The organism is Pseudazoarcus sp. NS34 (genome assembly GCF_059703725.1).
Genome location: NZ_BAAKIZ010000001.1, coordinates 250395 through 264357 on the forward strand (window position 1 = coordinate 250395; position 13963 = coordinate 264357).

Sequence of the window (13963 nt, forward strand, 5' to 3'; positions counted from 1 at the left end):
CGATTCCGAAAGACAGTCTAGCAGAGCAATCTGCGTGCCAAAAGACGAAAAGCGACGCAAAACATGCTCTGGGTCACACACGCATTGCGCTAGTGAGACTTACGGTCGAGCCCGGTCGTTCCTTAAACGTCGTGACCTTCATCACGGTATTGCTGGAGTTTGTAGCGCAAGGTCCGCTCGGATATCCCCAGCCTTTCGACCGCCAGCTTGCGTGACCCATTGACCTCGCGCAGCGTGGCGAGAATGTGTTCGCGCTCGAGATCCTTCATGTTGTCGGGCCGTGCGGCCTGCGCAGCGGCAAAGCTTGCCGGCATGGCGGCAGGTAGCGGCGGCGGCAGACCATCCATCGCGCCGGCCGGCAGGCACAGCGCGAGCGTTGCCGCATCAATGATGTCGCCCGGCGCAAGGATCAAGGCGCGCTGCATGGTGTTCTCAAGCTCGCGCACATTGCCCGGCCAGGAGTGAGTCTGCAACATGGCTTCGGCCACGCCATCCAGCCGCGCCGAACGGCGAATGGTGGCGGCATGGCGCGCGAGGAAGTGATGCGCCAGCGGCAATATGTCGCCAGGGCGTTCGCGCAGCGACGGGATCTGCAGCGGGAAAACGTTGAGGCGGTAAAACAGGTCTTCACGGAAGCGGCCGGCAGCCACTTCTGCGGTCATGTCGCGGTTGCTGGTGGCCAGCACGCGGATGTCGAGCCGGATGGCCTTGCGTCCGCCGACGCGCTCGACCTCACGCTCCTGCAGCACGCGCAACAGCTTGGCCTGCAGCGCCAGCGGCATTTCGGAAATCTCGTCGAGCAGCAGCGTGCCGCCCTGGGCCTGCTCGAACTTGCCGGCCTGCGACACCTGAGCGCCGGTGAACGAACCCTTCTCGTAGCCGAACAGCGTGGCTTCGAGCAGATTCTCGGGAATCGCCGCACAGTTGATGGCGACGAAGGGCTGACCGGCGCGCGGCGAATTCGCGTGGATGTAGTGCGCGAACACTTCCTTACCGGTGCCGGACTCGCCATTGAGCAAGACCGTGGCGTCCGACGCGGCCACGCGGGCGGCCATCTGCAGCAACTGGTGAGTACGCGCGTCGCCCGTCACCACCTCGTCCCCGGAAACGGGCTGCGCGGCGTGGCGGCGGATGTGGCCGAGCAAGGCCTCGGGCTCGAACGGCTTCATCAGGAAATCGCAGGCGCCGCCGCGCATTGCGGCCACGGCCTTTTCGACATCGCCGTAGGCCGTCATCAGCAATACCGGCATCTGCGGCAACCGGGCGCGGATGGCGCCGAGCAGTTCGAGACCGTCCATCGGCTGCATGCGCAGGTCGCTGACGACGAGATTGAACGGCTCGCGCTCAAGCGCCTGCAACGCGGCAGGGCCGCCATCGACACCGACAACCTGATGGCCGGCGAGCTCAAGCGTCATGCACACGGCGTCGCGCAAGGCGGCATCGTCTTCGACAACGAGCAGGCGGATGGCGGATTCACTCATGCGCGGGAGCTTCCTGATTGGGTTCGTTGGCGGCCGTGGCCGGCAGGATCAGCGTAAAGGTTGCGCCCTTGCCGGGCACCGAGTCGAGTGCGATTTCGCCACCATGGGCGCGCGCCACCCCACGCGCGATGGCCAGGCCGAGACCGGTGCCTTCGGCGCGCGTGGTAAAGAACGGCTCGAAGATACGCGCCTGCTCGGCCGGCGCAATGCCGGGGCCGTTGTCGCACACGCTGAACACGATGTGATCATTGTGGGCAAACACCTCGACCTGCACACGGCCCTCGTCGCCGCAGGCCTGGATGGCGTTTTCCATCAGATTGGTCAGTGCGCCGGCCAGCGCCTTGCGGTCGCCGACCAGCTCGCTGTCGCCGCAGGCACAGTCGGCGCCGAAATCGACGCGCCGCGCGCGCGCCACCGGTTCGAGCGTGTGCACCAGCTCACGCACCAGTTCGCACACGGCAAAGCGCTGGCGTCCGAGCTGGTCGCCACGCGCAAAGCGCAGCATGTCGCCGATCAGACGTTCGAGGTAACGCAGGCGTTCGATGGCACGTTCGCCGACGCGCTCGCGGTCGGCGGCGGGCAATTCGGGCTTGCGCAGGCTGGAGGTGTAGAGCATCGCGGCCGACAGCGGCGTGCGCAGCTGGTGGGCCAGACCGGCGACCATCTCGCCCATCGCCGCGAGGCGCTCGTTGCGCTCGGCGTGCAGACGCATGCGGTGGGCTTCGGTGACGTCGTGCAGCAACACGATATGTTCATCGCCCGACTCCACCGCTGCTTCCGACAGCGCCAGGCGGCGCGCCCTCACGCCGTCGCCCGCGGCAACTTCACCCGGCGTGTCGGTGGCCTGAAAACACGCGGCAATGGCGCTCCAGGCCAAGCCTTCGCAGCCCTCGCCAAGCAAGTCATGGGCGGCACGGTTGAGCTGTACGACGCGTCGTTCGCGGTCCAGCACGACAACGCCGGCGGGCAGCGCGCTCATCAGCACGTTCATGCGCTCTGTGAGCTGGGCGACCTGGGCCTGCAAGGCGTTGTAGGCGCCGGAGAGCTCTTCGGAGGCGCGCGCAAACAACGTGAACGCCTCCGCGAGCTGCGCGGCGTCGAGGCGCTGCCCGGGATCAGGTTCCGGCACGGTGAGGTCAGAGGGCTCTTTCACGGCTGGCAGAGTACTTGCAGGGTGACCTATGGTAACCGGCAAACAGGCGGCAAAAAATGCCGCTTATCCATGCTTCGTGCTTGCCTTGCCGCAGCCACAATGCCGCCATCCGTCAAAGCGACGTGCGAAGGAATACGAAAATGGCCACAGCCGACACTGCTCCCCCGCCCTCCCCGCAGCAGGTGATGCAACACCTGGGCAACCTGAGCCAGCGCCAGAAACTGGCCGGTGCCGCCCTCATCGCCTTGCTGGTGGCCTTTCTGGTCGCCACCTGGTCATGGTCGCAGACACCCGAGTACGACGTGCTGTTCGCCAACCTCGAAGAGCGCGACGGCGGTGCCATCATCACGGCGCTGCAGCAGCAGAACGTGCCCTACAAGGTCGGGCCGGGCAATGGCACGATCATGATCCCGTCCAGCCAGGTCCACGAAGTGCGCCTGCGCATGGCCGCACAGGGCCTGCCCAAGGGCGGCCTGGTCGGCTTCGAAGTGATGGAAAACCAGCGCCTGGGCGTTTCGCAATTCCTCGAACAGGTGAACTATCAGCGCGCGCTCGAAGGCGAGCTGTCGCGCACTGTGCAGTCGATCTCGGCCGTGGCTGCGGCACGCGTGCACCTGGCCATTCCCAAGCAGAGCGGTTTCCTGCGCGACGAGCTCAAACCGTCGGCCTCGATAATGGTCACCCTGTACCCGGGCCGGGTGCTCGACGAGGCGCAGATTGCCGGCATCGTGCACCTCGTGTCGTCGAGCGTGCCGCAGATGTCCAGCGAAGGGGTAAGCGTCATTGATCAGACCGGCAAGCTGCTCACCCGCGCGCCCGGCGCGATGCAACAGGCCGGACTGGATGCCACTCAGATCGGCTACGTGCGCGAGCTCGAGTCGGGCTATCAGCGCCGCCTTGAAGCCCTGCTGACGCCGCTGGTCGGCCCCGGCAACTTCCGCGCCCAGGTCGCCGCCGATGTGGACTTCAACCGCGTCGAGGAAACCGCCGAGACCTATCGCCCGAATCCGACCCCCGACCAGGCCATCCGTAGCCAACAGACTTCCGAGCAGTTCAGTGGCGTAGCCGGCCCCGGCGGCGTACCCGGCGCCTTGAGCAACCAGCCGCCGGTTCCGGCCACCGCACCCGTCGTCACCGGTGACACCGGCGTGGCTGATGGCGCGGCGGTCGACGAGCGCCCGGTCAATCGCAACCGCTCGGCTACACTGAACTACGAGCTGGACCGCAACATCCAGCACATCCAACATGCCTCGGGTCAGGTACGCAAACTGTCTGTTGCCGTTGTAGTGCGCCAGCGCAGCGAAACCATGCCCAATGGCCAGGAGCGCAACGTCGTCCTCACACCCGAGGAAATCGCGCGCATCACGGCCTTGATCCAAGGCGCCATCGGCTTTGATGCCGAACGTGGCGACAACGTGCAGGTTTCGAGTGCGCCGTTTGCGGAAAGCGGCGAGCCGGCCGTGACGGCCATGCCGTTCTGGAAGGATCCGGACATCACCGGCCCGGCCATGATCGCGCTCAAGTACTTGCTGCTGGTTGCGGCGCTGGCCTTCGCGTATTTTGCAGTGGTGAAGCCACTCACGCGCTGGATCATCACCTCGATGCCGCCGCCCCCGCCGCCGCAGTCGAGTGAGGACGAAGACGAGGATTTCATGGTCAAGCTGTCGAACAAGCAGACCCATAAGTCGTTCGACCACCGACTCGCCAACGCGCGCGAAATGGCCAAGAGCGATCCCAAGGCGGTGGCAAACCTGATCCGCGGCTGGATGGCCAGCGGCGGCGCAGGCACCGAGGAGAAAAAGAAATGAGTTCGGCCGATCCAGGCATCGAGAAAAGTGCCCTGCTGCTGCTCACGCTTGGTCCCGACGAAGCCGCCGAGGTGCTGCGCCATCTCGGCCCCCGCGAGGTGCAGAAGCTCGGCATGGCCATGGCCTCTCTGCCGGCGCAGTCGCGCCCCAAGGTCGAGGCCATCATCAACGAACTGGAAGAACACTTCGAGGCCGGCGCGCCGCTGGAAGCCAACGAAGAGCACATTCGCGACATGCTCACCAAAGCGCTGGGCGACGAGCGCGCCGGCCACATCATCTCGCGCATCATGCAGGGCTCGGACACCGCCGGCATCGAAAGCCTGAAGTGGATGGACCCGGCCACCGCCGCCGACCTGATCCGCAACGAACACCCGCAGATCATCGCCACCATCCTGGTGCACCTCGAGTACGACCAGGCCGGCGAGATTCTCAAGCAGTTCACCGACCGCCTGCGCAACGACGTCGTGCTGCGCATCGCCACGCTCGACGGCGTACAGCCGATCGCACTCAAGGAACTCAACGACGCGCTCACGCAGTTGCTGGCCGGCGCCTCGTCGTCGATCAAGAAGGCGGCCATGGGCGGCGTGCGCCATGCAGCGGAGATCCTCAACTTCGTCGGCGCGGCCTCCGAAACGGCGGTGCTCGACAACGTGCGCGAATACGATCCCGAGCTGGCGCAGAAGATCCTCGACGAGATGTTCGTCTTCGAAAACCTGCTCGACTTGGACAACCGCGGCGTCCAGACGCTGCTGCGCGAGGTGCAGTCGGATTCGCTGGTCATCGCGCTCAAGGGCTCGTCCGAAGAGTTGCGCGAGAAGTTCTTCACCAACATGTCGCAGCGCGCTGGCGAGATGATGCGCGAGGATCTGGAAGCGCGCGGCCCGGTGCGCCTGTCGGAAGTCGAAGCCGAGCAGAAAGAGATCCTCAAGACCGTGCGCCGTCTGGCCGAGGAAGGTCAGCTCGCGCTCGGCGGTCGAGGCAGCGACGATGCCTTCGTGTAAGAGGGCCAACTCATGAGCGTGACACGTCATCAAGCCGTCGGCGCCTATCAGCGCTGGACGCCGCCCTCCTTCGACACCGCGGAGGAAGCGCCGGTCGAAGAAGCGGCTGCAAAGCCAGCCGAAGCGGCCGCGCCGCAAGCCGAGCCCGAGCCGGCCGAGCCACCCGTCAAGCTGCCGACGGCCGAAGAAATCGAGAACATGTACGAGCAGGCCCGCAGCGACGGCCACAAGGCCGGCTTCGACGAAGGCATGAAGAAAGCCCAGGCCGAAGCTGCGCAACTGACGCGGCTGGTTCGCGCCATGGATACCGCGCTCGACGCACTCGGCGGCGACGTCGCCGAAGAAATCGCCACGCTGGCCATCAGCCTGGCGCGCCAGTTGGTCGGCGACACGCTCGAAGGCCAGCCGGAAGCCGTGGTTGGCGTGGTGCGCGAGGCCCTGCAGCAGGTGCCCCAGGGCAAGGTGCGCATTCACCTCAACCCCGAAGACGTGAAGCTGGTCCGCAGCCATCTGGACGACCAGCTCGAAACCGGTCACCACCACCTCATCGAGGACCCGGCTGTGGCACGCGGCGGTTGCCGCCTGGAAGCCACGGGCTGCGACGTCGACGCCACCCTGGCGACACGCTGGGAGCGCGTGCTGGCCGGCATCGGACGCAGCGAACCGACCGAGGCGGAAGACGATGCGTGATCACGCCACGCTCTGGCGCAAGTTCGTGTCGCAGCACACCGAGCGCGTCGGCGCTATCGATCCGATCCGCGTGTCGGGCCGCCTGACGCGCATCAACGGGCTGGTCATGGAAGCCGCCGGCATCAAGCTGCCGCTCGGCGCCAGTTGCGAAATCGAAGCACTTGGTGGCGGCACGGTCGAAGCCGAAGTCGTCGGCTTCCACGGTGAGCGCCTGTACATGATGCCGACTGACGACGTACAGGGTCTCGCGCCCGGCGCCCCGGTACGTCCGGTGGAAGTCGGCCCGCCGCCGGTGTCGCTGACTGGCAATGCGCCCGTGCACCGTCGCAACGCCGATCGCGCCAAGCGTCTGCCGGTCGGCAATGGTTTGCTCGGCCGCGTCGTGGACGGCGCGGGGCGGCCGCTCGACGGGCTTGGCCCGATCTCCGCCGACACCACTCGCTCGCTGCAGGCCCGCGCTTACAACCCTTTGTCGCGCGCGCCGATTCGCGACGTGCTTGATGTGGGTATCCGCGCCATCAATTCGCTGCTCACCGTCGGGCGTGGCCAGCGTATCGGCCTGTTCGCCGGCTCCGGCGTCGGCAAATCGGTGCTCATCGGCATGATGGCGCGCTACACCGTAGCCGACGTGATCGTGGTCGGGCTAATCGGCGAACGCGGCCGCGAGGTCAAGGAATTCATCGAGGAAAACCTCGGCAAGAAGGGGCTGGCGCGCTCGGTGGTGGTCGCTGCGCCGGCCGACACCAGCCCGCTGATGCGGCTGCAGGGCGCGGCCTACGCCACGTCCATCGCCGAGCATTTCCGCGATCAGGGCAAGCAAGTCCTGCTGATCATGGATTCCCTCACGCGCTACGCCATGGCCCAGCGCGAGATCGCGCTGGCCGTGGGCGAACCGCCCGTCACGCGCGGCTATCCACCAAGCGTGTTCGCACGCCTGCCGGCACTGGTCGAGCGAGCCGGTAACGGCGCCGAAGGCGGCGGCTCGATCACCGCCTTCTACACCGTACTGGCCGAGGGCGACGACCAGCAAGACCCCATCGCAGACTCCGCTCGCGCCATCCTCGACGGCCACATCGTGCTGTCGCGCGCGCTGGCCGATCAGGGCCACTACCCGGCCATCGACATCGAACAATCCATCTCGCGCGTGATGCACAACCTGGTGCCCGACTCGCACATGGCGCGGGTGCGCCGCTTCAAGCAACTGTTCGCCCGCTATCAACGCTCGCACGACCTGATCGCGGTCGGCGCCTACCAGCCCGGCGCCGATCCGACGCTGGATCAGGCCGTGGCGATGTACCCGGGCCTGGAGGCCTATCTGCAGCAGCGCATCGACGAGCAAGACAATTTCAAGAGCGCCGGCGACCGCCTGAACGGCCTGTTCCCCGAGCTGGCCGGAGTGTGACGGCTTGCGGTGGCACATTGCCCACTCGCGGATTAGACTGACTTGTAGCCGGCTGCTTTCGGCGCCGGCCCACCGATAGCACCTCATGTCCCGACCCTTCGCACTACAACCCCTGCTGGATCAATCGCGCAGTCACCTCGAGACCGCCACCGGCGAACTCGGGAAGCTGATCGCGCAGGAACAGGAGGGCTCGCGCAAGCTCGAGTTGCTGCAGGAATACCGCAGCGAGTACATCGAACGCTTCCGCAATGCTGTCAGTGACGGGCTGGGCGTGGAAACGCTGCGCAACTACGGCGCCTTCATGGCGCGCATCGACGAAGCCATCGACATCCAGCGCAGTCTGCTCGACCAATCGCAACGCCGTACCTCGGCCGGCAAGGAAGCCTGGGTCACCCAGCGCAATCGCCTGAAGGCCTTCGACACCCTGCACGAGCGCCACCTCGAACGTGAGCAACAACAGTTCAACAAGCTCGAACAGCGCGCCTCGGACGAACACACCACCAACCGCTATGCGCGGCGCGAACCGTCCGACGAACAGGACCAGTAAGCGCAGGCGGCTCTTCGCTGCGCCCACGCAACCCAAACTGGCACGCTGATTGCTCTATCCGGTTGAACGAATCAACCAGGAAGCAGAGCACATGGCACACACTTCCATTCAGTCCGGGGCCGGCAGGCCCGACATGAATCCGGCAGCGCTGTTTCAAGCCACGCCGAATCCGGAGCCTTCGGGCAACGCCAGCTTCGAGGCCGTGCTCGACCGCGCCCGCGAGCCGGAACGCCAGGAAGCGCCCCAATCCGTACAACCGCGCCAGAACGAACGCAGCAGCGAACGCCAGGGCGAGCCGTCACGTCCGAACGAAAGCCGCGCGCAAAACGCCGAGCGGCCGCAGCAAGCTGGCGCCGAACGGCCGACCGAAGAAGGCCGCAGCAGCGAAGTCGAAGCCACTGCGCGCACGGATGCCCCGGCCGAGCAAAGCGGCAAAACCGCCGCCGCGGAAGAGGAAACCCCTGCCGCCTTGCCGGCAGAGATTGCCGCCATCCTTGCCGCACTCGCCCTCGCCACCGGCCGCGGTGCCAAGCCGATCGACGGCGATGCCCCCGATGCCGCCCTCAGCCCCTTGCTGAGCGACGCCGGCAAGGGCAAGGGCGGCAACGCCGCGCAAGGCAACGCCCTTCCCTTCACATTGTCCGCCACGGCCGACAAGGACAGCGGCGAGTTGCCAATTGCCCTAGCCAGCCGCGACAGCACCGTGCAGCAGGCCGTAACGCTGGCCAGCCAGTCCGCTCCGGGCCGCAGCTTTGCCGACCAGGTGCTGGCCGGGCTGCGTGGTGAAGCCACTCCCGGAATCCAGGGCGCAGGGCTGCCTTTCTCCGCTCGCGGCGAAGCCGGCCAGCAGATTCAGCAGCTGACTCAGTTGCCGGTCAACACTCCGGTGAACCAGCGCGGCTGGGCCGCAGAAGTTGGCAACCAGGTTTCGTGGATGCTCGGCCGCAACGAGAGCAAGGCGGAACTCGTGCTGACTCCGCCAAGTCTCGGTAAACTCGGTGTTTCGATCCAGGTGAATGGCGACCAGACCACCGCCCACTTCGTCGCGGCATCGCAAGCCGCTCGCGACGCGCTCGAACAGGCCATGCCCCGGCTGCGTGAAGTCCTGCAGCAGGCCGGCATCAACCTTGGCCAGACCAATGTCAGCACTTCCGGCGACCAGCGCGCCCATGACGGCGGCGGCAACGAGCAGCGTGGCGGCTGGGGCAGACATGATGGTGGCGAGGCCGGCACGTCCGGCGTAGCCGCTGCACCGGCAACGAGTTCGTGGGTAAGGAGCGGCAACGGTGTCATCGACACCTTTGCCTGAAGCACGAATTGAAGCCGACCACACCTTTTATTCGGGCGTTGCCGCCATCCGGGATCGAGCATAATCATCGAGAATCGACCGGAGAATTGAATGGCAACGACAAAACCGCCCGAAATGGAAAGCATGCAGAGCGAAGAGCCTGCTGCACGGCCTTCCGGCCTGGGCAGCAAGCTCAAGCGACTGATCCTGATCATCGTCGTACTGGCGCTGATCGGCGGCGGCGCGGTGGTGTGGCTGTTGCTGCAGAAGAAAAACGAGCTCAGCTCGGGTGAAGAGGGAGCCGAACCAGTGCAGGCCGCTCAAACCATTGATCTCTCCCGTCCGCCGGTGTTCGTGCCGCTGGATGCCTTCGTGGTGAACCTTCAGCCTGAAGGCGGCGAGCGGTACCTGCAGGTGATCATGGCCGTGCGAGTGGACAGCAGCAAAACCGGCGACGCGCTGAAGAACTTCATGCCCGAGATCCGCCACCGCATCAATCTGCGCCTGACCGGCAAGCTGCCCTCTGAAATCAGCACGCCGCAGGGCCAGGAAGTACTTGCCACCGAGATTGCTGCCGACATCAACAGCGTCCTCGGGTCTGCGCTCACCGGTGGTGCTAGCGCGCCGGTGCATTCGGTGCTGTTCAACTCCTTCATCATTCAGTAAGGGGCGACCTGCATGTCCGACTTTCTCTCCCAGGATGAAGTAGATGCCCTGCTCCGCGGCGTCACGGGGGAGCCGGACGAGCAGGAGGCTGCCGAGAGTGAGGAAGGCGGTGTCCGTGATTACAACCTCGCCACGCAGGAGCGCATCGTCCGCGGCCGCATGCCGACGATGGAGCTCATCAACGAGCGCTTCGCCCGCTACCTGCGCATTGGCCTGTTCAATTACATGCACCGCAGCGCCGAGATTTCGGTGGGGCCGATCAAGGTCCAGAAATACAGCGAGTTCGTGCGCAACCTGGTGGTGCCGACCAACCTGAACCTGATTCAGGTCAAACCCCTGCGCGGCACCGGGCTGGTCGTGTTCGACCCCAACCTGGTGTTCCTGGTGGTCGACAACCTGTTCGGCGGCGACGGGCGTTTCCACACCCGGGTCGAGGGGCGCGACTTCACGCCAACCGAGCAGCGCATCATTCAGGGCATGCTCGACGTCGTGTTCACCGAGTATTCCCGCGCCTGGGCGCCGGTGTACAAGATCGAGCTCGAATACGTGCGCTCGGAAATGAATTCGCAGTTTGCGAACATCGCCACGCCGTCTGAAATCGTCATTGCAACGACATTTACCCTTGAGTTTGGCGGTGCACAGGCCGAAATGCATATGTGCAAGCCGTACTCGATGGTCGAGCCCATTCGCGACGTGCTGTATTCGACGATGCAGAGTGACCACCTCACTCAGGACAATCGTTGGATCAAGCTGCTGTCGCGGCAGTTGCAGACCGCCGAGGTGCCGCTCACGGCGCACTTCGGTTCCGCCGACGTGACATTGGGCGACATCGTCAACCTGCGTGTTGGCGACGTTATCCCGGTCGACGTGCCGGACCAGCTGTCGATGGAAGTAGACGGCGTCCCCGTGATCCGCGGCCATTTCGGCACGCAGAACGGGCACTACGCAATCCGGGTGGAAAAGTTCGTGGCCGAAGAAGAGTCCGAAGGCGACACCACCCAGCAAGCCGGAGAGAAACATGGCTGAGAACGAAACCCAAGACGATCAGATCAGCGAAGACGACTGGGCTGCCGCCATGGCCGAGCAGGCCACCGCCGAATCCGGCACCGGCGACGACGAGGCCCAGCGCGTTGCCGACGAACTGGCCGCCGCCGCCGAGGCCGGCGAATCGCCCTATCAGGCCAAGCCGGCCAGCCATCTTTTCGAAGATTTTGGCTCTGGCAGTGCGCGTGCCGGGTCGATGAACGACTTCGACATGATTCTCGACATCCCGGTGCAACTCACCGTGGAACTGGGCCGCACCAAGCTGTCGATCCGCAACCTGCTGCAGCTCGCGCACGGTTCGGTGGTCGAGCTCGACGGCCTGGCGGGCGAACCGATGGACGTGCTGGTCAACGGCACGCTGATCGCGCAGGGCGAGGTCGTGGTGGTCAACGACAAGTTCGGTATCCGCCTGACCGACATCATCACGCCGGCCGAACGCATGCGGAAGATCCGCGGCTGATTGTCTGCAAGCGCCCCGCATCAACGGGGCGCATCCTTCCAAGCGCGGATTAGACGCGCCTTTCTACGCTTTTTTCACGCGAGGCCGCACGGCCTCGGCGCCTATTCTTGTGGCGTCGAAGCCTTGCGGATTGCCCTCGTGCGAATCACCGCCCTCCCCCTGCTTTTCATCGCCAGCGCGCATGCTCACGCACAGGCCACGGACGTCGCACCGCCTGATCTGGGCTCCAGTCTGATCCAGCTCGTCGGCGGTCTGGGCGTCGTCGTGGCCCTGCTGCTCGGCAGCTTGTGGCTGATCAAACGCCTGTCCGGCCCGCGCGGCGCCGCCAGCGGACTCAAGGTGCTGGGCGCCGCGTCGGTCGGCACGCGTGAGCGCGTGGTGCTGGTCGAACTGGGTGACAAGGTGCTGGTACTGGGCGTCACCCAGAACAGCGTCAACACCCTGCACACGCTGGACACCGAAGAATTCCGCAAGAACGCAGCCCCTCCGCCGCAAGCGCCTGCCGCCAGTTTTCAGACCTGGTTCTCGCAGGCGGTTGAACGCCGCCGCGGAGACAACTGATGCTGCGCCTGTTCGTCGCCTTGCTGCTGCTCGCGCCGGCACTGGCCGCTGCCCAGGGCCTGCCCGCCTTCACCAGTTCGACCGGACCCGGCGGTGCCACGACCTACAGCCTGAGCATCCAGACCCTGCTGCTGCTCACAGCGCTGTCCTTCATTCCGGCCGTGGTGCTGATGATGACCTGCTTCACGCGCATCATCATCGTCTTCGCGCTGCTGCGCTCGGCCATGGGCACGCAGACCTCTCCGCCCAACCAGGTGTTGCTCGGTCTGGCGCTGTTCCTGACCTTTTTCATCATGTCGCCGGTGGCCGAGAAGGTGTACGCCGAGGCCTACCAGCCGCTCAATTCCGGTCAGATCCAGTTCGACGAAGCCATCACGCGCGCGGCCGATCCGATCAAGGCCTTCATGCTCAAGCAGGTGCGCGAGAACGATCTGGCGCTGTTCGCGCGCCTGTCCAAGACGCCGCCGGTGGACAGCGCCGAAGACCTGCCGATGCGCGTGGTGGTGCCGGCCTTCGTCACGTCCGAATTGAAAACCGCCTTCCAGATCGGCTTCATCGTATTCATTCCCTTCCTCATCATCGACATGCTGGTCGCGTCGGTGCTGATGTCGATGGGCATGATGATGATGTCGCCGGTCATCGTTTCACTGCCGTTCAAGATCATGCTGTTCGTGCTGATCGACGGCTGGACCCTGCTCATCGGCTCGCTCGTGCAGAGCTTTGCCGTCTAAGGAGATGCTGCAATGACCCCCGGGATGGTGATGGACATCGGCCGTCAGGCCGTAGAGATCACGCTGCTGATGAGCGCACCGCTGTTCTTCGCTGCACTGGTCACCGGCCTGACGGTGAGCATCTTTCAGGCCGCGACGCAGATCAACGAAATGACCTTGTCGTTCGTGCCGAAGCTGATTGCGATCTTTCTCGCAGTAGTGCTGGCCGGGCCGTGGATGATGACCTTGATCACCGATTTCGCCACCCGGCTGATCACCTCCATCCCCGGCACCATCGGGTGACACGCCCCATCACGGCCCGGCGCGGGCCCGATCGGCCGCCCGCCCACTGAAGCCCCACCATGCTCGACGTCACCGCCGCTCAACTCGATACCTGGCTGGCCGCCATGATGTTTCCGCTGGTGCGGCTGCTCGGCCTGTTCGCGTCGGCGCCGCTGTGGAGCAACCGCGGCATTCCGGTGCGCATCCGGCTGGCAGCCGGGCTGGCCATGGCCATGGCGGTGTTGCCGGCGCTGCCGCCGATGCCGGCGGTTCCGACTGATTCCTGGGAAGCGCTGGTCATCCTCGCGCACCAGTTCATCATCGGCGCGGCGCTGGGCTTCATGATGCGGCTGTTCTTCGCCGCGGTAGACCTCGCGGGCGAGATGATCGGACTGCAGATGGGCCTGTCCTTCGCGGTGTTCTTCAGCCCCACCACCGGCGGGCAGACATCGGTGATCGCAGAATTTCTCGGCCTCATCACGCTGCTGATGTTCCTCGCGCTGGACGGCCACCTGATGCTGATTCAGGTGCTGGTGCACACCTTTGAGTGGCTGCCGGTCGGCGAATCGACCTCGTCACAGGGTTGGCTGGTGATCGTGCGCCATGCCTCGGTGATGTTCGCGGCGGGCGTGATGATGGCGCTGCCGATGGTCGCCACGCTGCTCATCGCCAACATCGGCCTGGGCATCCTGACGCGTGCTGCCCCGCAGCTGAACCTCTTTGCGGTGGGTTTTCCGGTAACGCTGACGGTGGGCTTCTTCGTGCTGATGCTGAGCCTGAGCATCCTCGGGCCAATGCTGCAACGCCTGTTCGAATATGGATTCGAGGCAGTGGACGCCTTGTTACGGGCCCTGGCCGGCGTCTAGGCGA

At 65.3% G+C, this 13963-nt stretch carries 15 protein-coding genes; 13 read left to right on the top strand and 2 right to left on the bottom strand.

The features are described 5' to 3' along the window. Positions 1-122: 122 nt before the first annotated feature. Both AC6H0N_RS01245 and AC6H0N_RS01250 read right to left on the bottom strand, forming a co-directional pair. On the bottom strand, positions 123-1481 hold the full coding sequence (locus AC6H0N_RS01245) for a sigma-54-dependent transcriptional regulator (RefSeq protein WP_497572234.1): 1359 nt from the start codon (positions 1479-1481) through the stop codon (positions 123-125). Further along, entirely contained in the window at positions 1474-2634 is a 1161-nt protein-coding gene (locus AC6H0N_RS01250; protein ID WP_497572235.1) for a sensor histidine kinase, read from the bottom strand. The genes AC6H0N_RS01245 and AC6H0N_RS01250 overlap by 8 nt, the downstream gene beginning before the upstream one ends. 140 nt (positions 2635-2774) lie before the next feature. Between AC6H0N_RS01250 and fliF the strand changes: the two genes are divergently transcribed. From fliF to fliR, 13 genes are all read left to right on the top strand, one after another. Further along, complete coding sequence (fliF, locus tag AC6H0N_RS01255) at positions 2775-4442, top strand: flagellar basal-body MS-ring/collar protein FliF (RefSeq protein WP_497572236.1); 1668 nt, start codon at positions 2775-2777, stop codon at positions 4440-4442. Next, the gene (gene fliG / locus AC6H0N_RS01260; RefSeq protein WP_497572237.1) at positions 4439-5443 is read left to right on the top strand and encodes a flagellar motor switch protein FliG; all 1005 of its coding nucleotides are present in this window, start codon (positions 4439-4441) and stop codon (positions 5441-5443) included. Before fliF ends, fliG begins: the two co-directional genes overlap by 4 nt. Before the next feature lie 12 nt (positions 5444-5455). Continuing rightward, positions 5456-6133: a flagellar assembly protein FliH gene (locus AC6H0N_RS01265; RefSeq protein ID WP_497572238.1), complete on the top strand. Its 678-nt coding sequence runs from the start codon at positions 5456-5458 to the stop codon at positions 6131-6133. Next, positions 6126-7535: a flagellar protein export ATPase FliI gene (fliI, locus tag AC6H0N_RS01270; protein WP_497572239.1), complete on the top strand. Its 1410-nt coding sequence runs from the start codon at positions 6126-6128 to the stop codon at positions 7533-7535. The genes AC6H0N_RS01265 and fliI overlap by 8 nt, the downstream gene beginning before the upstream one ends. 85 nt (positions 7536-7620) lie before the next feature. Beyond that, positions 7621-8082, top strand: coding sequence for a flagellar export protein FliJ (fliJ, locus tag AC6H0N_RS01275; RefSeq protein ID WP_497572240.1), 462 nt, complete (start codon positions 7621-7623; stop codon positions 8080-8082). Positions 8083-8173: 91 nt separating this feature from the next. Next, positions 8174-9391, top strand: coding sequence for a flagellar hook-length control protein FliK (locus tag AC6H0N_RS01280; RefSeq protein ID WP_497572241.1), 1218 nt, complete (start codon positions 8174-8176; stop codon positions 9389-9391). A gap of 90 nt (positions 9392-9481) precedes the next feature. Next, complete coding sequence (locus tag AC6H0N_RS01285) at positions 9482-10036, top strand: flagellar basal body-associated FliL family protein (RefSeq protein WP_497572242.1); 555 nt, start codon at positions 9482-9484, stop codon at positions 10034-10036. A gap of 12 nt (positions 10037-10048) precedes the next feature. Continuing rightward, the gene (fliM, locus tag AC6H0N_RS01290) at positions 10049-11062 is read left to right on the top strand and encodes a flagellar motor switch protein FliM (RefSeq protein ID WP_497572243.1); all 1014 of its coding nucleotides are present in this window, start codon (positions 10049-10051) and stop codon (positions 11060-11062) included. Continuing rightward, entirely contained in the window at positions 11055-11540 is a 486-nt protein-coding gene (gene fliN / locus AC6H0N_RS01295; protein WP_497572244.1) for a flagellar motor switch protein FliN, read from the top strand. Before fliM ends, fliN begins: the two co-directional genes overlap by 8 nt. A 138-nt stretch (positions 11541-11678) precedes the next feature. Next, complete coding sequence (gene fliO, locus AC6H0N_RS01300; protein ID WP_497572245.1) at positions 11679-12101, top strand: flagellar biosynthetic protein FliO; 423 nt, start codon at positions 11679-11681, stop codon at positions 12099-12101. Next, entirely contained in the window at positions 12101-12832 is a 732-nt protein-coding gene (fliP, locus tag AC6H0N_RS01305; RefSeq protein WP_497572246.1) for a flagellar type III secretion system pore protein FliP, read from the top strand. Before fliO ends, fliP begins: the two co-directional genes overlap by 1 nt. A 12-nt stretch (positions 12833-12844) precedes the next feature. Continuing rightward, the gene (gene fliQ, locus AC6H0N_RS01310; RefSeq protein WP_497572247.1) at positions 12845-13114 is read left to right on the top strand and encodes a flagellar biosynthesis protein FliQ; all 270 of its coding nucleotides are present in this window, start codon (positions 12845-12847) and stop codon (positions 13112-13114) included. A 59-nt stretch (positions 13115-13173) separates the two neighbouring features. Further along, positions 13174-13959, top strand: coding sequence for a flagellar biosynthetic protein FliR (gene fliR, locus AC6H0N_RS01315; RefSeq protein ID WP_497572248.1), 786 nt, complete (start codon positions 13174-13176; stop codon positions 13957-13959). Positions 13960-13963 lie beyond the last annotated feature (4 nt).

What these genes read in the sequence shown, in the direction of transcription:
- fliN (WP_497572244.1), top strand. Translation starts at nt 11,055, where the DNA reads ATGGCTGAGAACGAAACCCAAGACGATCAGATCAGCGAAGACGACTGG.
- AC6H0N_RS01265 (WP_497572238.1), top strand. Translation starts at nt 5,456, where the DNA reads ATGAGCGTGACACGTCATCAAGCCGTCGGCGCCTATCAGCGCTGGACG.
- AC6H0N_RS01280 (WP_497572241.1), top strand. Translation starts at nt 8,174, where the DNA reads ATGGCACACACTTCCATTCAGTCCGGGGCCGGCAGGCCCGACATGAAT.
- fliM (WP_497572243.1), top strand. Translation starts at nt 10,049, where the DNA reads ATGTCCGACTTTCTCTCCCAGGATGAAGTAGATGCCCTGCTCCGCGGC.
- fliF (WP_497572236.1), top strand. Translation starts at nt 2,775, where the DNA reads ATGGCCACAGCCGACACTGCTCCCCCGCCCTCCCCGCAGCAGGTGATG.
- fliI (WP_497572239.1), top strand. Translation starts at nt 6,126, where the DNA reads ATGCGTGATCACGCCACGCTCTGGCGCAAGTTCGTGTCGCAGCACACC.
- fliJ (WP_497572240.1), top strand. Translation starts at nt 7,621, where the DNA reads ATGTCCCGACCCTTCGCACTACAACCCCTGCTGGATCAATCGCGCAGT.
- AC6H0N_RS01285 (WP_497572242.1), top strand. Translation starts at nt 9,482, where the DNA reads ATGGCAACGACAAAACCGCCCGAAATGGAAAGCATGCAGAGCGAAGAG.
- AC6H0N_RS01245 (WP_497572234.1), bottom strand. Translation starts at nt 1,481, where the DNA reads ATGAGTGAATCCGCCATCCGCCTGCTCGTTGTCGAAGACGATGCCGCC.
- fliP (WP_497572246.1), top strand. Translation starts at nt 12,101, where the DNA reads ATGCTGCGCCTGTTCGTCGCCTTGCTGCTGCTCGCGCCGGCACTGGCC.
- fliR (WP_497572248.1), top strand. Translation starts at nt 13,174, where the DNA reads ATGCTCGACGTCACCGCCGCTCAACTCGATACCTGGCTGGCCGCCATG.
- fliG (WP_497572237.1), top strand. Translation starts at nt 4,439, where the DNA reads ATGAGTTCGGCCGATCCAGGCATCGAGAAAAGTGCCCTGCTGCTGCTC.
- fliQ (WP_497572247.1), top strand. Translation starts at nt 12,845, where the DNA reads ATGACCCCCGGGATGGTGATGGACATCGGCCGTCAGGCCGTAGAGATC.